The organism is Flavobacterium rhamnosiphilum, assembly GCF_004349195.1.
In the GTDB taxonomy this organism is placed as follows: domain Bacteria; phylum Bacteroidota; class Bacteroidia; order Flavobacteriales; family Flavobacteriaceae; genus Flavobacterium; species Flavobacterium rhamnosiphilum.
Window position 1 is genome coordinate 1 of record NZ_SMLG01000017.1, and the last position, 25,499, is coordinate 25,499.

The following is a 25,499-nucleotide window of genomic DNA, read 5'->3' on the forward strand; positions in this document are numbered from 1 at the left end:
GCAGAGCCCCAGAGGTATTCATGAAATAAAACACAAATTTACACGAACAAAAAATCTGTGAAAATCTGTGAAATCTGTGGCAAAAAATAACGAAGCAGAGCTTCGAGGAATTAAACCTAAAGAGATTAAAACATCACTTCTCACTAAATTCCTTTAGAGACGGGTAAAACGAAAATTTTATAAGGTTTACAGGTTTCCTTTTTTCAATCCACTAAATGCTTTTCTTGCTTGTCTAATACTTCAAAAGTGGAATTCATACTTTTGAACTCTGGTACAATTTTTTTCATTTTTATTACAATTTGATCATTGTCAAAATGATTCGCAATACGTATCAGCTCTTCAATAGCGGCATTCAAGTCTTCAAATTCATCCAAAATTTCCTCTGAAATCATGATTTTTTCATGATAAGTAGGCAATGTTTTTGAAGTATCGTTTAGTAATTCTTCATATAATTTCTCGCCTGGTCTCAATCCGACGATCTGTATTTTGATATCTTTATCTGGGATAAAACCGGCTAACTTAATCATCTTTTTGGCCAAATCGATAATTTTAACGGGTTTCCCCATATCAAAAATATAAATTTCACCACCATTACCCATCGCTCCTGCCTCTAAAACTAATTGACAAGCTTCAGGAATAGTCATAAAATACCTAATGATATCGGGATGCGTAATCGTAATTGGGCCTCCATTAGAAATTTGCTTAGTAAACAAAGGAACCACGGAACCATTAGAACCTAAAACATTTCCAAAACGTGTGGTTATAAATTTTGTCGCATTTTTCCCTCTGTCTTCTTGATTTTTTGATTGCAGGGAATGCACATACTTTTCGGCTATTCTTTTGCTGGCTCCCATTACATTACTTGGATTTACTGCTTTATCAGTAGATACCATCACAAATTTTTTGACATTATACAAGCACGACAGATCGGCTAGATTTTTGGTTCCCTCAATATTCGTAAGAATGGCTTGGGAAGGATTTTCTTCCATCAAAGGGACATGCTTATAGGCAGCTGCATGAAAAACAACTTGAGGTTGATGCGTTTTAAAAACATTATTCATCGCTTCTTTATTCCTTACATCGGCAATTATAGTATGTATTTCTGAATCAGAATTTAAAGCATTCATTTCTAAATACATATGATGCAAAGGTGTTTCGGCCTGATCTAAAATAAGTACTGTCTTAGGATTGAAATTTAATACCTGACGTACAATTTCGCTCCCTATAGATCCGGCAGCTCCGGTAATTAGAATGGTTTTATCTTTTAATTGTTTGGATATCGATTTACCGTCTAATACGATAGGTTTTCTTTCCAGTAAATCTTCAATTTGGATATTCTTTACTTTCTGTGAAATTTCTTTTTGATTTTCCCAGTCGGAAATTAATGGCACTGTAAATACGTTATAATTGAATTCCAAACATTGGTCTACAATAATTAATTGCTCTTCTTTTGACAAACTTTTGTCGGCAATAATAACTGCTTGGGCGTTAACGGAACGCATTAATGGGGGTAATTTTTTCTTTTTAACCAAAATTGGTAAATCCAGCATACGCTTGGTTGCATTTTGATTATTTTTATCGACAAACCCAACAATTTTAAATCGGGAAGGGGTTTCAAATTTTAAAGCATTCGCTACTGATATGGCATTGGCATCCGTACCGTAAATGATGGTTCTGATCAATTTGTTTGTTCCTTGTTCTGAAAAATAGATCTCAAAAGTTTGTTTGATTATTACCCGATATAAAAATAATCCACAAAAAGAAAGTACGATGTTTATGAAAAAAGCAGTGTTTAAAAATGCTTTCTCTCCATGTAACAACTCGTACCCAAAATTAAAAAAAAGAAATAGCACCAGAACTGCCATTTGTGAAAACAAAAGCTTAACGGCATCAATATAAGAAGAGTGTCTGATAATCCCAGAATACGTTCTAAACAACCAGAAAAAGAAAACATTTATCCCAAATAAGGCAGATATGAATGTAAAGCTATGTGGCGTAATGATATAGTCTAGTCCAGTTCCCTTAAATATTAGAATAGTAAAAAAAAAGGATAATACTAAAACCGAAAAATCCATCATAATGATAATCCATCTGGGCAGATAGCTCAAATTATGAATACTGAATTTCAAGTTTTCTCTTGAAAAAAAAGTAGAAGTTGGCGGCGCTGAACCAGAGTCTTTAGTAGTACCCAAAGTATTTTTTTTTAAGATTAATTCCTTACAATACACCAAAAATAACATTTAATGAATTGAAAAAAAAATCTTATTGATTCAATTTACTTTAATATTCGAATAAATAAAAAAAGAGATGCAGTACATCCCTTGTTATCAGTCAAAATTCATATTTAATCCGAGAAATAAAATAGGCTAACCCATTAGGTGTAATTGTTTTTTTATAACAAATTTTAGTCAGCTCGAGTTTTTTCGCCAGTTCGTCCCGACACTTCGCTATTTTATGGAGTAAAACGGAACAAAAAATGTCCCGATAGCTATCGGGACATTTTTTGTTCCGTTTTAATAATAATAATATGTAATCTGTCCTCTACAGCTTATGCTTCAACAATCCCAAAAGATACTCTCCATAGCCCGATTTTTTTAAAGGTTCGGCAAGATCTTTTAGTTGCTGCTCAGTGATAAAACCTTGTCTCCAGGCAATTTCTTCTATACAGCCTACTTTCAATCCTTGGCGTTCTTCAATAACTTGTACAAATTGTCCCGCTTGCATTAAGCTGTTAAAAGTTCCGGTATCTAGCCAAGCGGTTCCTCTGCTTAAGATGCCTACTTTCAAGGCTCCTTTTTCCAAATATATTTTATTAACGTCTGTAATTTCATATTCACCACGCGCACTAGGCTTGATATTCTTGGCAATTTCCACGACAGAATTATCATAAAAATACAAACCGGGTACCGCATAATTGGATTTGGGTTCCAATGGTTTTTCTTCGATAGAAAGTGCCTTCAGATTTTTATCAAATTCCACAACACCATATCGTTCCGGATCCGAAACATGATACGCAAAAACAACGCCTCCTTTCGGATTGGTATTAGATTGTAACAACTCATCCATATTGGATCCAAAGAAAATATTATCCCCTAAAACCAGTGCCACACTGTCTTTCCCAATAAATTCTTCTCCAATGACAAAAGCTTGTGCCAATCCATTTGGAATGGCCTGTTCCGCATAACTGAATTGACAGCCTATTGCGGTTCCATCTCCCAACAATTTCTTGAAATTAGGCAAATCGTGAGGCGTAGAAATAATTAATATCTCATTGATTCCTGCCATCATCAAAGTAGACAACGGATAATAAATCATGGGTTTGTCATACACAGGCATCATTTGTTTACTCATAGCAAGCGTTAACGGATGCAAACGGGTTCCTGAACCTCCGGCTAATATAATTCCTTTCATTGTGTTTTCTGTTATCGTATGTTAGTTTTATATATAGTATTCGTCTCTTCGAGATGTAATTTTTATCCTAAAAAAAGTAATATAAAATGACATTCATTGTGTCACCCTGAGCGCAGTCGAAGGGCTACGCAATAAAAAACGTCAATGGTAGTGATTTTATAAATTAGCGATCGCGATTTTATAAAATAGTATCGAGAAGTTGGTTTCCCATTATTAGTTATTTGCTGTCTATTATTCTAGGGAACCGAGAACTTAAAAAGAGACAACTATTTTATGACCTTTGACTTTCGACTTCTAACCTATCATCATTCATAACTCATAACCCATAACTTATAACTCACTAACGATACTGCTTTTCATAATAACTGGCATATTCACCAGAAGTAATATTATCCAACCAACTCTGGTTCTCCAAATACCAATTCACGGTTCTTTCCAATCCTTGTTCAAAAGTAACGGAAGGCTTCCATCCCAGTTCTTTATTAATTTTAGTCGCATCAATGGCATATCTCAAGTCATGTCCGGGACGGTCTTTTACATACGAAATCAATCGTTCCGATGTACCTGTTACACGACCTAATTTTTCATCCATTATTTTGCAAAGCAATTTAACCAAATCAATATTTTGCCATTCGTTAAAACCTCCAATATTATAGGTATCGTGGTTTTTTCCTTCATGAAAAACCAAATCAATCGCTACGGCATGGTCTTCTACAAAAAGCCAGTCACGGGTGTATTTCCCATCACCATAAACGGGCAAGGGTTTGTTTTGAATAATATTATTGATAAACAATGGAATCAATTTTTCAGGAAAATGAAAAGGTCCATAATTGTTAGAACAGTTCGTCAAAACATAAGGCAAACCGTAGGTCTCGCCATAAGCCCGAACAAAATGATCCGAACTGGCTTTAGAAGCAGAGTAAGGCGAATTAGGATCATAAGCGGTGGTCTCCGTAAACAATCCTTCGGCACCTAAACTGCCATAAACCTCATCAGTGCTGATGTGGTAAAAACGTTTCCCTTCATAATTCCCTTGCCAAGTAGCCTTAGCCGCATTCAATAAATTCATGGTTCCAATCACATTTGTTTTCACAAAAGATAATGGATCCGTGATAGAACGATCCACATGCGATTCGGCAGCCAAATGCAAAACCCCGTCAAATTGATGTTCTGCAAATAACTGATCAATAAATGAAGCGTCAACTATATCACCTTTGATAAAAGTATAATTCGGTGCTGCCTCTATATCAGCAATATTTTCAAGATTTCCGGCATACGTAAGCGCATCTAAATTAAAAATCTGATACTGCGGATATTTCTTTACAAAAAGTCGCACAACGTGGGACCCAATAAAACCGGCACCACCGGTAATTAATATTTTTTTCATTTTTATTCTATATTTTTAATATGATTTCAATTTATTCGTCAGTTCGAGTGATTTTATAAAATAGCGACAGCGGTTGTATAAAATTGTATCGAGAACCGTTTCAGTGTCACCCTCAGCTGTCATCTCGAGCGCAGTCGAGAAACAAAATTAAGTTTTGAATTTTCGCTCCCTTTAGAGCTCGGATAAAACGAAAATTGTAAACCTGTTCTCATCTCACTAAAACCCATAACCTAAAACTCCTAGCCCCGCCCTTAAATAAAAAGCATAAAAAAACAACGAAAAAGTAAAGTGGCAGCAGTCCGCGAGTTGAGGACGAAGGACGAACGGCTCGGGCTGCGGAACGGCACTTTGAGGTAGTTTTTAAGCTTTTTATTTACAGGCTTGATTTTTTTGTTTCTTTTTTGATCAAGCAAAAAAGAAAATTAGTAAGCCTTATTTTTTTACTTTCAATGAAAAGTCATTGGTAGTGCTATTTAAAGTATTCTAATTTAAAATAACATTCTAGATTTTCTACTCCCTTTAGTGTCGAGAGACAAAATTACGTCCTGAATTTTCAACTCTCTTTAGACCTGGGGTAAACGAAAATTTCACCCACTATTCACTTCTCACCACTCACTATTTCTCACTTCCAATCAACTCCATACACCTTCTCAAACTCACTTTATAATCCGGAACCTCAACCCCAAAAGTATTTCTTATTTTGGTTTTATCTAATAAAGAATATTGAGGGCGTTTCGCCGGAGTAGGATAAGCCGACGATGGAATACCACTGATTTCACAATCGAAACCGCCAATTTCTCGAATCGCCAAAGCAAATTCATACCAACTGATTTCCCCTTCATTAGAAAAATTATAAATACCTGCCTGCCAATACACATGGGTTAGAATGGTCATGATAGCCTGAGCCAAATCAGCCGCATAAGTAGGACTTCCTATTTGATCGTTGACCACATTCAAACTATCCCTTTCTTGCATCAATCGGGACATCGTTTTGACAAAATTATTTCCAAAACTGGAATATACCCAAGAAGTTCGGATAATAATTGAATTTGGATTTTCTTGCAGACAAGCCTTTTCCCCTGCCAGCTTAGTCGCTCCATATACATTAATAGGACTTGTTGCAGCAGTCTCGGTCAAAGCAGTAGCTGCAGTACCGTCAAAAACATAATCGGTAGAGACATGTATCAATTTACAGTCATTGGCCTGACTCCATTTTGCCATCACTGCAACGGCTTGATGGTTCAACACATCCGACAATTCAAACTCCGATTCTCCTTTATCCACAGCGGTATGTGCCGCACAATTAATGATAATCTGAGGATTAATGATTGCCAACTCAGTTTCTAAATGGACTAAATCACACAAATCCAGTTCCTCCCGATCGGTAAAAACCCATTCAAATTGCGGATAATCCACAGCCAAAACGTGTAATTCCGAACCCAATTGCCCTTTGGCACCTGTAACTAATATTTTCTTCATTTAATTTATAATCTTTTCAATTTTCAAGCTTCACTTCTAACTTCTCACTCCTAACTCCTCACCTCTAACTTCTCACCTCTCACTGTCACCCTGAGCTTGTCGAAGGACACTATTCACTCTTAATCCCCTGAACACTATTTCCTGAACACTGACCACTCCTCACTGTCATCTTGAGCTTGTCGAAGGACACTTCTCACTCTTTACCTATCACGTTTCACTACTCCCCCTTAGTGTCGAAATAAAATTACGTTCTGAATTTTCGGCTCCCTTTAGGAACGGGGCAAAACGAAAATTTTACGCCTACTCACTCCTAACTCCTCACCATTCACGAATTAATATAAAAAACCAAACAACCATAATGGGATTTTGTTCTGAAAACCATACTCAATACCGTCGGCTGCGATGAAGGCGTTTTCAATACCTTCAATTTGTTTCATCGACTTATCTTTTCCGCCAATTTCGAAAACATACTTCTCATTTATCAAAAAATCACCCTTGTCAGAATACATAATTTTATGGGTATACCCGAGCTGATTTGCGAAAAATGTTTCTCTTATATTTCCAGTATTAGCAGCACTCGAAGTTAAAGCATACATCAAATTTGAGTTTTCCAAATACACTTTAAGCGGTTTCTGTAGTTTACTAATACCACCCGACTCTTTAAACAAGTTGATAGTAAGACCAATTTCAGCCAAATAATGAAAATACAAAAGCAAAGTACTCCTGGCAATTCCAATTTTTTCACTCAATTTACTCACATTAGGGATAAAAGGTACTGATTCGGAAATAATAAGCAACAATTGCTTTATTTTATTAACATAAGCCAAATCCAAACCTCGCAACAAAGGCAACTCAATTTCAAGCATCATATTAATAACCTCTTCCAAACGAGGCACGTACAAATCTAATTCTTCTTTATAAAAAGGGTAGTACCCCTGCTTGAGATAAGCATCAAAATATTGCAATGGTTTTACCTTTGCATTAATCAAAGCCGATTCTTTTGAGTGATTACTCAAAATAGACTCTAAAGTCAATGTATCAAAATGGTGTCCAGTTTCAATACTAAGATATTCACGAAACGAAAGCCCTTGCATGGTATAAGTAATAGCCCTGCGACTCAAATCAGCTCTAGCGTTCAATATTTGCAACAAAGAAGACCCTGTAAACACGACTTTTAGCATCGGGTAATCATCATAGATATTTTTCAACTCCTGCGACCAGTTGTCATATCTATGTACCTCATCTAAGAAAAGATACTCACCTCCTTTTTTTACAAAATCATCCGCTAAATCGACCAGTGTGTTATTGCTAAACCAAATTGAATCCAAAGACACATACAATGTCTTATCTAACACCTTCGTCAGATTCATTTTAATATGCTGCAAGAGCATTGTTGTTTTCCCAACACCTCTTGCCCCTTTAACCCCTATTAATCTTGCGTTCCAATTAATATCACTCCCCAAACTCCTAACGAAATCCGTTGAAGTAAGACTTAATTTAAAACGAAATTTCTCAACTAACTCTTCCATATTGTTTTGTTTACAACACAAAAATACTTATTTTTGTTCGACAGACAATACAAAATAATAAATTATTGTTCATTGTATCTAACAAAAAAATGTTTTCATATATCGCACTATACAAAATAAAACCATACTACTGCGTAACACTATTGTATCTGTTCTATCCAAAACTAAAAAAAGCACTTATTCTTGTATGCCAAATTATAGTAAAAAAACCAAAACCCATAACCCTAAACTCGAGCGTAGTCGAGAAACAAAATCAAGTTCTGAATTTTCGACTCCCTTTAGGGCTGGGGTAAAACGAAAATTTCACAACCCAAAACCCATATCCAACAACCCATCGTTACCCTAGACTATTCCCTCTTTTGTAAAATAATTTTCCAACCCTGTCAATATGTGAAAGCAAATCAATATTTGATATTTTTCGTTTTAGGGACAAATCTATTTTGTAAGGCAATAATAAATCATCTAATGCATTCTCTATTTCCAAAAACTTTGGAAAAGTTATTGAATTCTCGATGATGGTTAAATCAATATCAGAACCTGCTTTAAAATTCCCTTTCGCTCTAGAACCATAAACAATCACGCTATCAATACCTTCATACGTAGCAAAGACATGATTTATTTTGTCTATATCTTTCTGATTTAATCCAAATTGTATCATTTTAAAATTCTTTCATTTTCTCTTTAAAAGATACAAACAAATCGTAATAATAATTTAATATTCTATCTCTAATATCGTGTGCTGTACTTTCGTTATAGGTGTGTGTGGATTGGTTTCTACTTTTTATCATTTCCATCCATTGTGTCCCGTCCTGAATCAATCCTTTTTGAAATGCTTCTCTCGTAGCATCTCTAGACCCCGTAATAGTCGTATTTCCTTGGTATTCAAAATAATCCTTCATTACATTCCAAGCCAACTCGTGGGTGAATTCAAAAGCTTGAATAAGTCCCTGCTCTTCCAGTTCGTTCAAATTATCTTTCGCTATGAATTTGTGCAACTGTCCCAGTGCTTTAAGGTAATTTTCAAAACGTTGTTTCCATCGAGTATCTTCTTCCATAATTCAATTAAATTTAAATATTTTTTTCTTTAATTCTGAATTTTATGCTCTATTTAGTGTCGAGACAAAAACAAGTTCTAAATTTTCGACTCCCTTTAGGGCTGGGGTAAAACGAAAATTGTAAGCCTGCTCAATTCTCACTTCTCACCACTCTCTCCTCCGCCCTTAAATTAAAAACGTCAAAAAACAACGATAAAACGGAGTGGCAGCAGTCCGCAAGTTGAGCCTGAAAGGCGAACGGCTCGGGCTGCGGAACAGAGCTTTGAGGTAGTTTTTAAGTTTTGAATTTTCAGGCAGTGATTTTTTTGTTACTTTTTTTATCAAGAAAAAAAGTAAAGACTCTCTTCAAAAAAACTATTTATTGTCTATTCGATATACTATGTTCGATATACGATTTCCAAAACTCACAAGTCACTATTCACGCACCCTTTGCGGTTAAAAAAGACTACTCACTCCCATAATAGAGATCTGACAACCGATAACAGAAAACCGATAACTCACTCCTCACCATTCACTCCTTACTTCTCACAACTCATAACCAACAACCTAAACCCAATAACCCTCCTTAAAACTGGCTGTTACAATTAGCTAAATCAGGCAAAATAAGATCTTTATCAGATACAATAGCCTCCCTCAAATCCATACCCCAATCGATATTTAGAGTAGCATCATCGTATTTGATACCACCTTCACTAGTTTTATTGTAATATTGATCACATTTATATAGCACCACGGCCGTTTCACTAATGACCGAAAACCCATGCGCAAAACCTTGTGGTACCAACAATTGATTTTTATTTTTCGCTGATAAAAGTATTGAAAAATGTTTCCCATAGGTTGGAGAATCTTTTCTCAAATCGACAGCCACATCAATAATCTCACCTTCGAGTACACGAATTAGTTTCGTTTGTGCGAAGGGTGGATTTTGATAATGCAGCCCTCTCAACGTTCCTTTATTAGAAAAAGATTGATTGTCCTGTACAAAATCGATGTCGATTCCCAACACACTCAATTTACTTTTATTATAAGCCTCAAAAAAATACCCTCTGGAATCCTCATGAACCGCTGGAGTAACAATGACCAAATCTTTAATCGCAGTTTTCTCAATTGTCATATCGTAAATCTATTTTATATCCTTTATGTTTGTATGTTACCCAATGCAAAAATATTGTATTATTGTTTAGTTTGGCATACAATTACGGAATAGAATTTCATAATTGTACATGTTTTTTAATATATTTCATACTTTAACCAATAAATACTATTAGAATCTACTAAAAAAAATTCGTCGTAAATCCTCAAATCCGTGGGCTGTATGATTACTAAATTTCATCCATACTAAGATCTAAAAAAAAACACCATCTGAATTGTCTCCAAATAAAAATGGGTCAAAGAAGATTTTTTCTTCTTTGACCCACCGCCTAACGTATTCTCTTCTTCAGAGCAACTCCTCACTAACTCACTACTCCACAAAAAACCCTCTCACTACAGCTGCAATCCGTTCCCTTTCCGCATCGGTAAGATTGGAGCCTGAAGGTAGGCACAAACCATCTTCAAATAAAGTTTCCGCTACCTTTTTTCCATAATATGGATACATTGAAAAAATAGGCTGTAAGTGCATGGGTTTCCACAAAGGACGAGATTCAATATTGGCAGCTTCAAAAGTCAAACGCAATGTCTCTCTATCTACTCCATTGGTCAACTGAGCATCGATTGTAATAGCACTCAGCCAGTAATTGGCAAAATAATCATCATTTGGAGCTTCAAAAACGGTTACTGCTGCAATATCCTTGAATAAATCGACATAAAAAGCATGCATTTTTCTACGCAAAGCCACATGATCGTCTAAAACTTCCATTTGACCACGGCCAATACCCGCACAAATATTACTCATTCTGTAGTTATACCCTATTTCACTGTGCTGGTAATGGGGAGCAGCATCTCTGGATTGGGTCGCGAAAAACACCGCTCTGTCTTTCTGCATTGCAGTTTTGGTTACGATAGCGCCACCTCCGGAAGTGGTAATAATTTTATTTCCGTTGAAAGATAAAACCCCAATATCCCCAAAAGTACCGCATTTTTGGCCTTTATAGCTACTTCCTAATGCTTCGGCACTATCTTCCAGAATTGGAATACCATATTTATCGGCTACAGTTCTAACTTCATCAATTTTATAGGGTACCCCATACAAATGCACGGCGATAATTGCTTTAGGGGTTGCGCCTTTAGCAATTCGGTCTACTATTGCTTCTTCTAAAGCAATGGGACATAAATTCCAAGTATCAATTTCGCTGTCAATAAAAACAGGAGTTGCTCCAAGATATAAAATAGGATTGGCTGAGGCAATATGGGTATGTGTTTGAACCAAAACTTCATCTCCTTGAACGACCCCTAACAAAACCAAAGCCAAATGAATGGCCGCCGTTCCGGAGCTTAACGCCCCAACATGCACTTCATCGGATAAATATATAGCTAGATTATCTTCAAAACCATCTACATGAGGACCTATTGGCGCTATCCAATTGGTATCGAAAGCTTCTTGTATGTAGCTGAGTTCACTACTTCCCATGTGAGGGGATGAAAGATAAATTTTTGAATTCATCCTAATTATTTATATCAATATGATGATTTTTGAAATAACACATTAAAATAATTGTTCTTGAAGTAAAGTCAAATATTATTTTCAGGAATTAAAGCCAAGATGTATCTTTCCTTTTTTTACACCTGTTAACTTTTGGTCTCCTTACTACTTATGATGTTTTAACATCTAAAGCATAACTTTCTTAACTTTTTTAAATAAATGAATTGATTATATCAATAGTTTTTTTTGACTGTCTTAACATTCTTAAACCATCATTTCCAAAAGAATAAATAGCTGGCTGTGGCAGAATAAAATCACTTCCCATTACGATTGAATAACTCCCAACATTTGAGACTATTATATATGAATTTTCTCTATCAATTATTTTTGTAGAATTTAACCTTCCTATTATATCTCCTTCAATACATGTATAACCCGCAACAACATAATTTACTGTTTCACTATCACAAATAATTTTTTCATTAAAAAAACTTATACTTACAGGCATTTCAACTGTTTTGTTTGTAGGACTTAGCAAATGCCTACCAGCATATGTAACAATATAATCTCTGTTATCAATTTGTTTAACAGTATGAATTCTTGTAATAAAATCCAAAACATCTGCAACAACTGAACTCCCAGGCTCAATAAATAAAGTAGGCCATTCATTATAATTATTTTTTGAAAAATAATCAGACAATTGATCTCCAATTAATTTAGCATAATCATTATAACTTGGTGGCTTATTTATACCTAAAGATTTAGCAGTTTCTATTGAAATATCCCCAAAAAATCCACCACCTATATTAATATATTTCAAATCAACATCTTTATTCTTTTCTAAAACCTTAATCATAGTTTTAACTCTAAAATCAAAACTTTCCATGCTCCTAAATGGCAAATGCAAGTGAAAACCAATAAGTTCAATATTATCTTTACACTTAATTTCTTCCTTGATTCTAATTATATTATCCTCATCCATTCCAAAACGAGAATCATTTTCATTAAATGAAAAATTAAGCCTCAAGGCTACTTTTGCTTTTAAATTTAAATTACTTTCTTCTTTTAAAATTAAATCTATCATTTCAAGATCAAAAGAATTATCTATATTTATAATCCCTCCATTTTTTATTACAATCCTTAAAGATTCTATACTTTTAACAGGACCATTATATATTATATTGGATTTATTTGTAAGTACGTTTTGTGCCATATCCACTTCCATCTCAGAAACAACTTCAGCAAAACACCCCAAATCATGCGCTATTTTACATATTAATGGAACATAATTAGTTTTATAAGAATACCCAATTATAACATTCGGATAAAAGGCCTTAAAACTTGAGAGCATCGATTCAATGTTAGAACTAAATTTTTGCTCATTAATAACAAAAGCAGATTTTTCGTTATCTAAAATATTTGAATAAATTATATTTTTATTTTTGCTTTTCATAAGTCGCTGAGAAATTTAATAAATAGAATGGAGTGAAACAAATAGTGTAAATACAAATAAAAAATCTTTTTAATCTTGATGCATTAACAAATTCAAGATCATAAATAATTTTTTCCCTCCAAGATAAATTATCTCTCCCATGAATTTGAGCCCAACCTGTTAAACCAGGTTTTAAAAGAAATCGATCATCGGTATCATGAGGTAAATCATTTTCAACCTCTAATTCTCCAACAACTGCTGGTCGAGGCCCTACAAAACTCATTTCACCTTTAAAAACATTAATTATTTGCGGAATCTCATCTAAACTTGATTTTCGTAAAAATTTACCAAAGGGTGTAATTCTATTATCATTTTCGTAACTATATAAACCAGTACCTAAATTTTGCGCACCATGAATCATAGATCTAAATTTATAAAGTTCAAATTGTTGTTTTTTAATTCCTAATCTTTTTTGCTTGAAAAAAATTGATTTTCCATGAAATATAAAAGCAAACAAACTAACAATAATAAATATTGGGATAATAAAGGGCAGTAAAACTATTAACATTAAAACATCAAATATTCTTATCATAATACTATTTAATTTAATCTTTGTACTTGTTCCTTTAACAAAACTAAATTCCTATACTTTTTAGAATCCTTAAATACATCTTCAAACATCCTTAGCCCCTCAATTATACTTTGCTTATCATAGCCATTTTTAAAAAAACTTCTTGAAAGTATAATACTGGAACTTTTTAGATTTAAAAATTCAGATAATAATAATAACGAATCAACCTTAAGTGGAACTTTAGGATTTCCAATCCCCCCAATTCCAACAATTTCTACATTATTAACAGCAAAATTTATAAAACATGAAAAGAATTCGGAAAATAAAATTTCAAATAAATTCTTATATCCAATGTCAATAAATAAGTCATTCAAACCAAAATGAATTTGTTTAATATTAGAATACTCAATTATCTCTTTTAGATTAAAAAGCGAATAAGTTGTCTCTATTAAAGGAATTATTTTCGTTCTTCTATCTATATGATCAACAATTAATTTATACTCTTCAATATTTTTAATCATTGGAATCATTATAAAATCGGCTCCAGCAAGAACTGCTTGATTAATTTCATTGAAAATATTTTCATTAAAAGGATTTATTCTACATATAATTTCAAGATTTAATTGTAACTCTTTTAATTTTGTAACATCCTCTATCTTATGATCACTTATAATCGTTTGTTTACCTTTTTGCCTATCTACTTTTCCTAAAATTTCTGTATCAACCATGACCTGCTGAATCCCACATTCATCTAGAATTCTGGCCTCTTCAGGACTATTCGTTATTGCAATATAATTAAGACTCCATTTCATAAACGTAATTTTTAAGAATGTTAGTTATTAATTTAAATGTAGCATTATTTACCGTATCATAATTCATTCTCTCAATTCTTGAAATAGGCTTTATTTCTATCATTGTACCGGCCAAAAACGCAGCATCATAGTTATAAACAGCAGATGGAGAAATATGCTCTTCGGAAACTTTTAGCCCCTCTTTAACACACAAATCAATGATTCTGTTTCTTGTTATTCCCACTAAGATATCACAATCTGTTGAAGGTGTAAAAACACAATTGTTTTTTATAAAAAAAATACAAGAACCTGTTGATTCAGAGATATGATTATTATTAGAAATAAAAAGAGCACCATCAAATCCTTTTTTTTGAGTTTCAATTAAAGCATATCGCGAATTTAAATAATTTGCTCCTGCTTTTACGGACGGAGGCATTGCTGAAGAAGAGATCCTTCTAAATGTACTAAAAGCAAGAGAAATACTTTGACTGTTCTCTAATTGTGAGTCCATACTCCTTAAACTAATAAGATAATGTATATTATTTTCATCGGACCAAGATGTTTCTTCACCGATAAAGAAAGTAATTCTTATATATACATTTTCTTGTACATTTTCTTTCTCAAAAATATTCAACAATTCTCCTTTAAGTGTTTCAACATTCAATGGTAAATTGAATGATAAAAAAAGAGCTGACATATACAATCTTTCCAAATGCTCGTCTAAATCAAAAAATGAAACTTTATCTTTCAGTGGGTTCTTGTATGCTCTAATACCTTCAAAAACACTAATCCCATAAAGAAAACTTGGATTGTATAAAGATATTATGTTTCTCTCTACTATTTTTTCTCCGTTTAAGTATGCTATATTCATTATTTACTGATTTTTATTTGCTACAAATTCAAGGTAGTCACTCATTTTACTATACACTTTTTCTGATAAAAAATTTTCCTCAAAATATATACGTGAATTTTGCTTTTTCAGATTACTATCATCTGGATTTCTAATAATACTATTAATAATTTCAATGAATTCATCTGCATTATTTACAAAATAGCCACAATTATTAACTTCTACCATTTTTTGGACAACACCCTTTAGAGAGGTCACAACCGGTAAACCTTGAGACATATATTCTGGAACTTTATTTGGAATACTCTTCATAAAATCCTCCCTATTAATATAAGGTATAAATCCTAATGTAGATCTTGAAAGTAGAGTATGAATTTGACATCCATCCATCCATCCCATTAATTTTATTGAATCTAAATCAATCGTTTGTTCTTTTAACCTTTCAAATAACGGCCCTACACCACAAACAAAAATTTTAGAATTAAGCTTGTTTTCCTTTATCTTTTTTGCAATATTTACTATTAAGTTTAAGTCTAGAACTTCTCCCACATAACTTACAATTGCTATATTCAAATTATTATCACTTAAACCATTTCTGTCCCAGAAATTATTTGATTCTTTTAAATGAGCTTCTGAATAATTTTTCCTTTCGTAACCGAAGGGAAAAGCTTGATCATATTTATCTAAACTTCTTTTAGCATGAATAGCTCCCCAAGAAACAAATTCATCTGTCATCCCTGTTATTCCGATAGCATTTTTAAATGCCTTATTTGTTTTGTAATACAGTGGAGCCAATAAAGTTTTCCCTAGAAACTTTAATTTTTCTGGAAGTACCTCCGAAAAGATGTCAGGCCACATATCCCTTACATCCAATATTACAGGAACGTTATTATTCTTTCCAAATACAGCAGCTTCATAAGAAAGAGAAATAATTGGAAAAGAAGAAATAATAACATCTGGTGTTTTTTCATTTTTTGCGAATTTTTTAAATAATTTGCCTAGTATAAAATGATCATATAACCTTTTTAAAGATATATTCTTTTGGTATCCTGAACCGTGAAGAAATCTAATTTTATAATTGTCTTTTATAAAAATAGTTTTATTTTCTGTATATCTATGTTTTTTTAAATAATGATCAAAGGTTGAAGTCCACCAAACAACTTCATGTCCTCTTTCACTTAAATAATCAGCTAAAATTCCACATCTAAAAATCCTAACATTTTCTCCATCTGTTGGTAGATTTTCACCTACATTAACTATCCAAACTTTCATTTTATATATTCTTTAGATTCATAAATAGTAATTATTTGATTTACTATACCATCCATACTCATTGGCAGAGTCAATTTACTAAAATCCAATAAATTGTTATCTTTTATTCTTATAGCTTTGATAATTCCTTGACTCAGTTCAGAAGCCATAATTTCTTCATTTTTATTTTCTTCAACAACTGTACAACTTTCTTCCGATTGTGAAATATTTTTAAGATCACTTACATCTGTGCTTACAAATGGAATGTTAAGCGCTAGCCCTTCTTTAATTATATTAGGCCAACCTTCATGGGTTGAGGTAAGAAGTATTACATCACAACATGCAATAAAATCAGGAACATTCTCATGAGAAACTCCATTCATAAATTTTAGTTGCAGATTTGGCATTTCTTTCTGTGCCAATAAGAAAGCTTTTTGTGCTAGATCAAATCTTTTTAATGGATTTTTTTCAGCAACTGATGAAAATAGAATCCATGGTGAATTATCATCGAATTTATCGATTTTATTTCTTTCCTCTTTTCTAATTTTTGGCGAAAATTTATTTAAATCAATCCCGTCCATTACAGAATCAATTTCAATTTTAAGGTTTGGGAATGATTGTCTAATTTCTGAAGCCATTTTATCTGACATTGTAATTATTCTATTGTATTTGCATAGAGATAATTTGGTCATTAAAACTGCTAATCTTGTATGGACATAAGAAGAAACAGAATCACTTTTTTTACTTACATACCAATCAGAACCTCTCAGAGTTAATATTTTAAATCCCTTTAAAAAAGCTGTTAATAGTCCACAACCTGAACCATATTGAGCATGAATAATGTCATATTCTTTTGTAACTTTTCTGAACCTTAAAACATTTGGAATTAAATTGAATGGAGTTATTTTACCCGTGTATAACTCATCAATCACAATACCTCTTGATTTTAATGCATCCATTAATTGAAACATAAAAACCCCTGCATTTTTGTTTGCTTGTCGATCAAAACTGTGAATCCAAACTACTTTCATTATTTTTTAATTTTACTAAATATTATTGCTAATATTATTACCACGGTACTTATCAAAGAAGCTTTTATAGCACCAATATACCCTCCCCTAACAACTGACAATACTGCTTTATCAAAGACTTGAGAATATAACAAAACGTATATCGGGCTTAAAACCAAATAAGGTGCTATATATCTGTAAAATTTAACGAGATATTTGCTAAACAAAAATGACGTTAAGAAAACGCCTATATTACCAAAAGCCCAGTATCCTTCAAGCAAACAATATTGCCCCATGCCTCCCCCCATATTATGTATTTGTGGGTAAAAAGTCATTACAAATTGTTCTGATACAGGATGGGGCCTATCGGGATAGAAAGCAAGTGGTATATATACCAATATTTCATCTAAAATTGTTTTTCCGTAACTAAAATCAACCTCGCCCCTTTGAATTCCTAACATCAATCTCATAAAATTGGTACTTGTCTCTAATTCACCACTATTTTCAATGGATAAAAAAGAAAAACCTTGATTACTTATTAAATCCATTATCATTTTAATCATTTCTAAAGGATCTGATGTACTCCTAAGAAATGCTAATAAATTAATAATAAAATAGGCTAACCCACCTAATAACAAATAAAAAAGAACTCTTGGTATTGAAAGTTTAAATCGACTATACTGATAATGATATAAAAAAAGCATAGGTAATACGGCATTTACTAAACTACTCCTAAAACCAGATAAAATGGCAGTCAATAAACAAAAAATATAAGGAATAAGAAAAAAGTATTTTTTAATTTTTAAATTTTTAAATTTTAAAAAATAATAAAAGCAGAAAAAATTAATAATTAGAACTGGAGAGTCAACTAAAAAAACTTCATACAGACCACTCCCTGTAGATTCTCGTCTTTCAAGCCTATAGGAAAGTGCTCTATCAGCATAAGATTCTATAGAAAAAATATTATACTTTTTTAAAATTTCTGAAAAATTGATTACCAACGCAAAAAAAACGAAAACTTTTAAAATAGTATATATTTTCTCTTCGTTAATTTTCTTTAATGGTAATTTTAAATCATTAAAATTACTTTTTGCAAATGCTAAAAATCCAAAGCATAAGCCTGTTAATCCCAACAAACAAGAAAAAATAAATTTATCCACAATATCAAGTGGAATTGCAGTTCCTTGACTATCTGCCCCTTTAAGCTCAATTACTAAAATACCAGATAAACTATACAAATAATAAAGAACTAACAACAAATATTTAGGATAAAAAATATCATTAGGTTTATATTTTTTAAAGGGAAATAGTTCAAAAATAGATATTATAACTACGTATGAAATCGAAAAAATACGCCCCCTCTCTGAAAGACTAGCAATAAAAAAAATCCCTATAAATAACAATATCAGTATAGATACTATATTTTTCAGCTTAGCTAACATTTCACTTTTTTGAAGATTTTCATATAAGAAACATAAGTTGAAAAACCTAAATAAGTATATCCAAATAGTACACTAATCAAAAGACCATTTTCATAGCTATCCAAAATAAAATGTAAAACCCCAAAAACAAATAATGAAATAATACAATTAAAAGAATTCAATGGATATTTATACCATGCATCTATTACGCTTCTTAGCAATGAATATACTGAATAAGGCAAAACGGCGAAACAAATAAATCTAATGTATTTTGACAAAATTATGGGTTTATTCGAATGAAAAATAGATGATGAAATAAAATCTGCCAGAAAAAACAATACTACACATGTAACCAAAATCAATGGTAGTATTATTATTGCACTTTGCTTAATGATTTTTTGGGCCTTTTCAAAATCTTTCTCAATATTCATCGCAATAGAGACTTTCGGCAACATTATAAAATTAATTGGGGACATTACGGCTAGAATTAATCCAAAAATAGTCATCGCATAAGCCATTTGGCCACCCATTGCAATTCCTAATGCCGAAGTAGTTAATATAACTGGCAATGAGGTAAGTCCTTCTAAGGCGAAATCTCCAGGAACTCTTAATAAACCATATGACATAATTTTTTTAAACTTTAAAAACTCATTAATTTTTATTCTTTTAATCTGTAAAAAAAAATTAGAAGTAGAAAAAAGAAAAGAAAAAGATATTAAGACTATCGATAAAGACGATACAACAATATAAATATAAATATCTCTCAATATCAATACGAACAAAATTTGCAATAAAGAAATTATTATTAATAGTAAATTTGCCTTATTAACTACATATATCCCCCTAAAATAACTATATATAGTACTATTGATAATCCCTGAAAAAATTATAGCAAATAGACATAATATATCTTTTAAAAGAAAATCCTTCCCAATAAGAATTTGTCCAAAATATTCTGGAAAAAATAAAAATAAAAACAGAGCTATAGTGGTTATAAAAATTGAAAAAACAAATCCAATAAAGAAAATCAAAAGTGCTTTTTCTTTATCGTTTTCCAAAACAAATTTTGGAATTGCCACCCCCATACCCCCAATCAAAATTACTAAAAGTAAAGATGACGTTTTTTTATAAACTGCAAATATTTCAGAATCTACACTTGTCATAAATATTGGCAAGAAATAATATATTAACATATTACCAACACCCACTAATGTAAAACTAAGAAAAGTCAAAGCATAGTCTTTGAATAAACTTGTATCTATTTTATTTAAAAACTTCAATTTTTTTTTATTTTAATTTAATGATTTGAATCTGAAACCACTTCCCAAAATAAGGCCACTTCCGCAGTTACTTCTATTTATTGTAATCCAAAGTCTAATGAGAAAACCACTTAGTCTTTCTGGCAAGCTTAATAATACAAGTTGAAACTTGAACATATTACAAGTGATTTACCTTATCATTTTCCATATTACGCCTGTACAAAGGACTAAACAAAATAAAAACACAGGTAATTTATTGGTAGATAAAAACCCTTTAATACTTAAAGGATTTATATTACTTGTAAAATATTGATTTTTCATATTTAACTCAATTTCATTTCCTTTTTCCTTAAAATTATCTTTAGTATTAGCCCAAACTCTAATTGCATATTTACAATTAGGGTTTTTAATTAAGATATTATCAATAACCTCTGTTCCTTCGTTATTCCCTTTATAATTACAGTCATCATACACCCCCAAGGCACATAAGGTTAAATCTTTACGATTCCAATTTGTATTAGAAATTTCATTTTCTCGAATTTTAGTAAAGTGAGCTCCCCAAGTAGCAATACCCGCATTAGTACAACTATCAATCTTATTACCAATAATTTGGTTATTCAGACATTTGCTCATAGGAATATGAACTGTATCTCCAGACAATACTATTCCATAAGCGCCAGATTTTATTATTGTATTATTCTTAATGATATTATTATTACAGTTTTGGAATATTGTTATTGATCCATCAAATTCAAATTTATTAGTGCCACCGTAAATATAATTTTGCTCTAATAAATTATTTTGTGTAGGCTTTTGATAATAATAACTATACAAAGATATAGCTCCACATTCATAATTATATATATTATTCCCTTTTACATGGGCATTTTGAGTACCAGCACTTAAATATATCGCATGTCTACTATCTCCCTTATTAGCTCTAAAAGTATTATTGAAGATTTTAACTTTTTTTGAGTCCTTAGTATGAATAGCATACCCTGATCCGCTTACAGTTCCTTTTATATTATTAAAAAGATTATTGACCAAAGACATATTATCACATTCCGAATAACAAAACACTCCTAAACTAAATCCAGAATTGAACTTATCACCACTTAATTTTGAATTTTCTAGTGAAAAAGAATTCACGTTTTTCAACCAAAAAGCGATTTGCTTCTTATTCTCTTTCGATGTTCCTAAAATTGTTAAATCTCTTAAGACTATGTTTTTCTTATTACAACCATAAAATAATGTATCTAGACTCTCATCACAAATCAGCGTAGCATTATTACCATGAATAACCTTGTTTGAATTAAGAAATAATTTATTTTTAACCCTATACACTTTATTTTTGGTTAAAAAGCAATCTCTATACTTACTCCTAAATAAAGCATTAAGAGCTTTTGAATCATCAGTTTTTCCATCTCCCTTTGCACCAAAACTTTCAACCATTATTTTTTGCGCATTACTATAAACGCAGAAGAATAAAATAAAAAAAAGTGTACTAATTTTAAATTTCATAAATTCTTTCAATAATATCCACCACTTTCATACCCTCTAAGGCATTTGTGGAGATACTATCCGTACCCGCTATTACATTTGAAATATTCTCATACACATAATGGTGATTAGCAGCAGATCCCTTGTATTGCCCGTAATCATTTGGCGGATTACTTTCGGCAAGAATCGGCATAACATAATCTTTGATATGACAATATTCTACTTCATTCATATACTGTCCTCCTACTTTAACCGATCCATTTTCTGCAACAATAGTAATAGAACTTTCTAAATTTTTATCCCAAACTGCTGTTGAGTAATTCAAATTTCCGATTCCCCCTTCTACAAAATCAAAAGTTACAAATCCTGAATCTTCAAAGTCCGTACTGTTTTCATGTGTAAAATCATTCAATCTTGCGTTGATATTTGTTACATCCCCAAAATACCAATACATCAAGTCGATAAAATGTGAAAATTGAGTAAACAAAGTACCCCCATCTAATTCTTTTGTACCGTGCCAAGAAGTTGGTTTTCCTGATTTACTATCTGGTTTATAATAGCGATCGTCCCGATTCCAATAACAATTAATTTGAACCATAAAAACTTTACCTAAAACACCAGCTTCCAATATATCTTTTAACCACACTGAAGGCGGTGAATACCTATTTTGCATTACACAAAATACCTGTTTGTGTTTTTGAAGAGCCTTAAAAATAATATGCTCGCAACCTGCTTTAGTTAGTGCCATAGGTTTTTCAACTACCACGTGCCAATTATTATCTAAAACCTGTAAGGCTTGCTTTTCATGATACCCATTAGGAGTTGCAATTGCAACAGCATCAACTTTAATTCCTGATTGAATTAAAGCTTCTAAAGAGTCAAAAAACTTTGCTTGCGAATAATCTTCTAGTCCTAAATCTTCTCTTTTTCTGATATCACAAAGAGCTACCAATTCAAAATCGGAGTTCCCTAGAATCATGCTTGCATGTCTTTTCCCAATATGGCCACAGCCAATCACTGCAAATTTTATTTTACTCATCTTAAATTAACTTATTTTGATTACAGAATTATTTTCCAATTTATATTCCTGTTTACTTTCATGGCAAACAGCAATAAATCCTTTATTAAAATCCAAACGATGTCCATACTCTCCAACCCAACCTATTTGTCTAGCAGGATTTCCTACAACCAGAGCATAAGGCGGTACATTTTTGGTCACAACTGCCCCCGCCCCTATAAAAGCATACTCGCCAATATCGTGTCCGCAAACTATAGTAGCATTAGCTCCAATACTAGCACCTTTCCCCACATGTGTCTTAGCGTATTGATCCTTTCTAATAATTGCGCTACGTGGATTAATGATATTGGTAAAAACCATCGATGGTCCTAAAAATACATCATCATCGCAGGTAACTCCTGTATAAATGGAAACATTATTTTGAACCTTCACATTATTCCCCAATATTACATCTGGTGAAACAACAACATTTTGTCCAATATTACACCTTTCTCCCATCGTACAGTTAGACATAATATGCGAAAAATGCCATATTTTACTACCTTCACCAATTGTACAACTAGCATCCACAATTGCACTTTCATGCACAAAATAATTTTCCATATTATTAACTATTAAAAAACAATTGTACTTGACTACAAACATACTCCATTGACTCCAATTCCATTTCGGTATGAACAGGTAATGAAATCACTTCATCGCATAAAGATTCTGTAATTGGCAATTTAAAATTTGAGTCCACAAATTGCTGAAATGCTTCTTGTCTATATAATGGAAGCGGATAATATATCATGCTGGGGATCCCTTTTTCCGAAAGAAATTTTTGCAATTCATTTCGTTTCCCATTTTTCACTTTCATAGTATATTGATGAAAAACATGAGTGCTATTAAACTGTCTTACTGGCACTTGTAACTCTTTAATATTTTCAAAAGCAGTATCATAATGCGATGCCATTTGATTACGAGCCTGACTGTAATTATCTAAATACCTTAATTTAATATTAAGTATAGTGGCTTGCAATGTATCCAATCTCGAATTACAACCTAAAACCTTATGATAATATTTTTTTTCTTGTCCGTGATTGGCAATCATCCTCATTTTTTTTGCCAATTCATCATCATTTGTCATTAATGCCCCCCCGTCTCCATAACACCCTAAGTTTTTGGAAGGAAAAAAAGAGGTACTTCCAATATGTCCTATAGTACCCGCTTTAGCAGTGCGTCCATCCGAAAAGGTATAAGTAGCCCCAATCGCTTGCGCATTGTCTTCAATAACAAACAAATTGTATTTATTAGCCAACTTCATAATCAGCTCCATATCACATGATTGCCCATACAAATGAACTGGTACAATTGCTTTAGTTTTTGGTGTAATTGCTTTTTCAATAATTTCCGCAGTAATATTAAAAGTGTTTTCATCAACTTCAACCATAACTGGAATTAAACCCAGTAATCCAATAACCTCTGCCGTTGCTACATAAGTAAACGAAGGACAGATTACTTCATCTCCTCTTTCAAGCCCTAAAGCCATCATTGCTATTTGCAAAGAGTCAGTACCATTAGCACAAGGAATAACATGTTTTACATCTAAATATTTTTCTAATCCAGACTGAAATTCCTTAACTGATGGTCCGTTAATAAAAGCGGTACTTCCGATACAATCAATTACTGCTTGATCAATTTCTTCTTTAATGTGGTGGTATTGTGTTTTTAAATCCACCATTTGAATAGGTTCCTTCATAAATCTTAATTATATTTTTTTAATGCCAAAGTAGCTATACTCTCGCCTATTGCTAACGATGACGTAGCTGCTGGCGAAGGTGCATTACATACATTAATTACATTGTTATCTTCAAAAATCAAAAAATCATCAGAGAGATTTCCTCTACTATCACAGGCTTGTGCACGAACTCCTGCGTTACCTACCTCTAAATCCTCTTTTTGAATTTCTGGAATTAATCTTTGCAATGCTTTTGTAAAAGCAGTTTTCGAATACGAACGATACATTTCGTACATACCATCTTTCCAATACTTTAAGGCCACTTTCTGAAAACCGGAATGACCCAAGGTTTCAAAAAGCTCTTTCCAATTAATCATTTTGTTAGTATATCCTTCTCTGGCAAAAGCCAATACTGCATTAGGTCCTGCTTCAACACCGCCATGAACCATTCGCGTAAAATGAACTCCTAAAAAAGGAAAATTAGGATTAGGCACCGGATAAATTAAATTCTTAACTAAATATTCTTTTTCTTTTTTAATATTAAAATATTCTCCTCTAAAAGGCAAAATTTGAACATCAAGTGCTTCATTTGTCATTTTCGCAACCTTATCAGAGTACAATCCTGCGCAATTGATAATCCATTTCGTTTCAAAACGATTGTTCTTCGTTTGTATTTCAGAACTATTTCCAATAGACCTGATTTCCTGTACCTTTTGCCCAAATAAAATTTCTCCACCTAGCTGCACAAATAAATCAGCATATTTTCGCGAAACTTCTTTATAATCAATAATTCCTGTCTGGGGAACCCAAATTCCTTCTATCCCGGTACAATACGGCTCAATTTCTTTAATTTCTTGAGCGCTTATTTTTTTAATCCCCAAAAGTCCGTTGGCTATCCCTCTATCATAAATCTCTGCCATTATAGGCAATTCTTCTTTTTCGGTGGCTACAATTATTTTACCGCAAAGATCATATTTAATTTCATTTTCGTTACAAAATTGAATCAATTGATCATAGCCTCTTTTGCAATTTATGGCCTTTAAACTTCCAGGTTTATAATAAATCCCCGAATGTATCACTCCACTATTATGACCGGTCTGGTGCAAGGCAATTTTAGATTCTTTCTCTAAAACAACGACTTTTAATTCAGGATTTTGCTTTTTTAGATGATATGCCGTTGAAAGTCCTACGATACCCCCTCCTATAATGATGAAATCTGTTTTCAAATCAATAT

At 32.4% G+C, this 25,499-nt stretch carries 22 protein-coding genes; all 22 read right to left on the reverse strand.

The genetic code is table 11. The features are described 5' to 3' along the window. Nucleotides 1-203 precede the first annotated feature (203 nt). Complete coding sequence (locus E0I26_RS15830) at nt 204-2,129, reverse strand: polysaccharide biosynthesis protein (RefSeq protein WP_394346105.1); 1,926 nt, start codon at nt 2,127-2,129, stop codon at nt 204-206. Between the two features lie 412 nt (nt 2,130-2,541). Beyond that, entirely contained in the window at nt 2,542-3,411 is an 870-nt protein-coding gene (gene rfbA / locus E0I26_RS15835) for a glucose-1-phosphate thymidylyltransferase RfbA (protein WP_131917417.1), read from the reverse strand. Nucleotides 3,412-3,751: 340 nt separating this feature from the next. After that, entirely contained in the window at nt 3,752-4,798 is a 1,047-nt protein-coding gene (gene rfbB / locus E0I26_RS15840) for a dTDP-glucose 4,6-dehydratase (protein WP_131917418.1), read from the reverse strand. Nucleotides 4,799-5,413: 615 nt separating this feature from the next. After that, nucleotides 5,414-6,277, reverse strand: a complete 864-nt coding sequence (gene rfbD, locus E0I26_RS15845) for a dTDP-4-dehydrorhamnose reductase (protein WP_131917419.1) — start codon at nt 6,275-6,277, stop codon at nt 5,414-5,416. Between the two features lie 332 nt (nt 6,278-6,609). Then, complete coding sequence (locus E0I26_RS15850; RefSeq protein ID WP_131917420.1) at nt 6,610-7,806, reverse strand: ATP-binding protein; 1,197 nt, start codon at nt 7,804-7,806, stop codon at nt 6,610-6,612. A 337-nt stretch (nt 7,807-8,143) separates the two neighbouring features. Next, nucleotides 8,144-8,464 carry a nucleotidyltransferase domain-containing protein gene (locus tag E0I26_RS15855; protein WP_131917421.1) on the reverse strand — a complete coding sequence of 107 codons (321 nt, stop codon included), beginning with the start codon at nt 8,462-8,464 and terminating at the stop codon, nt 8,144-8,146. Nucleotide 8,465: 1 nt separating this feature from the next. Continuing rightward, the gene (locus tag E0I26_RS15860; protein WP_205728805.1) at nt 8,466-8,861 is read right to left on the reverse strand and encodes a nucleotidyltransferase substrate binding protein; all 396 of its coding nucleotides are present in this window, start codon (nt 8,859-8,861) and stop codon (nt 8,466-8,468) included. Between the two features lie 565 nt (nt 8,862-9,426). Beyond that, complete coding sequence (gene rfbC / locus E0I26_RS15865; protein ID WP_131917423.1) at nt 9,427-9,975, reverse strand: dTDP-4-dehydrorhamnose 3,5-epimerase; 549 nt, start codon at nt 9,973-9,975, stop codon at nt 9,427-9,429. A 348-nt stretch (nt 9,976-10,323) separates the two neighbouring features. Then, on the reverse strand, nt 10,324-11,463 hold the full coding sequence (locus tag E0I26_RS15870; RefSeq protein ID WP_131917424.1) for a DegT/DnrJ/EryC1/StrS family aminotransferase: 1,140 nt from the start codon (nt 11,461-11,463) through the stop codon (nt 10,324-10,326). Nucleotides 11,464-11,653: 190 nt separating this feature from the next. After that, a complete protein-coding gene (locus tag E0I26_RS15875; protein WP_131917425.1) occupies nt 11,654-12,895 on the reverse strand; it encodes a type III PLP-dependent enzyme domain-containing protein in 1,242 nt (413 codons plus the stop codon). Then, nucleotides 12,879-13,466 (reverse strand): sugar transferase, encoded by a 588-nt coding sequence (locus E0I26_RS15880; protein ID WP_131917426.1) that lies wholly within the window; start codon nt 13,464-13,466, stop codon nt 12,879-12,881. The genes E0I26_RS15875 and E0I26_RS15880 overlap by 17 nt, the downstream gene beginning before the upstream one ends. 8 nt (nt 13,467-13,474) lie before the next feature. Next, a complete protein-coding gene (locus tag E0I26_RS15885; RefSeq protein ID WP_131917427.1) occupies nt 13,475-14,257 on the reverse strand; it encodes an aldolase/citrate lyase family protein in 783 nt (260 codons plus the stop codon). Beyond that, on the reverse strand, nt 14,241-15,107 hold the full coding sequence (locus E0I26_RS15890) for an aminotransferase class IV (RefSeq protein ID WP_131917428.1): 867 nt from the start codon (nt 15,105-15,107) through the stop codon (nt 14,241-14,243). Before E0I26_RS15890 ends, E0I26_RS15885 begins: the two co-directional genes overlap by 17 nt. Nucleotides 15,108-15,110: 3 nt before the next feature. After that, entirely contained in the window at nt 15,111-16,358 is a 1,248-nt protein-coding gene (locus E0I26_RS15895; RefSeq protein WP_131917429.1) for a glycosyltransferase, read from the reverse strand. Further along, nucleotides 16,355-17,368: a glycosyltransferase family 4 protein gene (locus E0I26_RS15900; protein WP_131917430.1), complete on the reverse strand. Its 1,014-nt coding sequence runs from the start codon at nt 17,366-17,368 to the stop codon at nt 16,355-16,357. The genes E0I26_RS15895 and E0I26_RS15900 overlap by 4 nt, the downstream gene beginning before the upstream one ends. Then, entirely contained in the window at nt 17,368-18,789 is a 1,422-nt protein-coding gene (locus E0I26_RS15905) for an O-antigen polymerase (RefSeq protein WP_131917431.1), read from the reverse strand. The genes E0I26_RS15900 and E0I26_RS15905 overlap by 1 nt, the downstream gene beginning before the upstream one ends. Beyond that, nucleotides 18,783-20,048 (reverse strand): MATE family efflux transporter, encoded by a 1,266-nt coding sequence (locus E0I26_RS15910; RefSeq protein WP_131917432.1) that lies wholly within the window; start codon nt 20,046-20,048, stop codon nt 18,783-18,785. Before E0I26_RS15910 ends, E0I26_RS15905 begins: the two co-directional genes overlap by 7 nt. A 168-nt stretch (nt 20,049-20,216) precedes the next feature. Next, complete coding sequence (locus E0I26_RS15915; protein WP_131917433.1) at nt 20,217-21,548, reverse strand: right-handed parallel beta-helix repeat-containing protein; 1,332 nt, start codon at nt 21,546-21,548, stop codon at nt 20,217-20,219. Then, entirely contained in the window at nt 21,538-22,566 is a 1,029-nt protein-coding gene (locus E0I26_RS15920) for a Gfo/Idh/MocA family protein (protein WP_131917434.1), read from the reverse strand. The genes E0I26_RS15915 and E0I26_RS15920 overlap by 11 nt, the downstream gene beginning before the upstream one ends. A gap of 6 nt (nt 22,567-22,572) precedes the next feature. Continuing rightward, nucleotides 22,573-23,148 (reverse strand): acyltransferase, encoded by a 576-nt coding sequence (locus E0I26_RS15925; protein WP_131917435.1) that lies wholly within the window; start codon nt 23,146-23,148, stop codon nt 22,573-22,575. 4 nt (nt 23,149-23,152) lie between these two features. Beyond that, on the reverse strand, nt 23,153-24,286 hold the full coding sequence (locus tag E0I26_RS15930) for a DegT/DnrJ/EryC1/StrS family aminotransferase (protein WP_131917436.1): 1,134 nt from the start codon (nt 24,284-24,286) through the stop codon (nt 23,153-23,155). A gap of 5 nt (nt 24,287-24,291) precedes the next feature. Beyond that, nucleotides 24,292-25,491, reverse strand: a complete 1,200-nt coding sequence (gene lhgO / locus E0I26_RS15935) for an L-2-hydroxyglutarate oxidase (RefSeq protein ID WP_131917437.1) — start codon at nt 25,489-25,491, stop codon at nt 24,292-24,294. Nucleotides 25,492-25,499 lie beyond the last annotated feature (8 nt).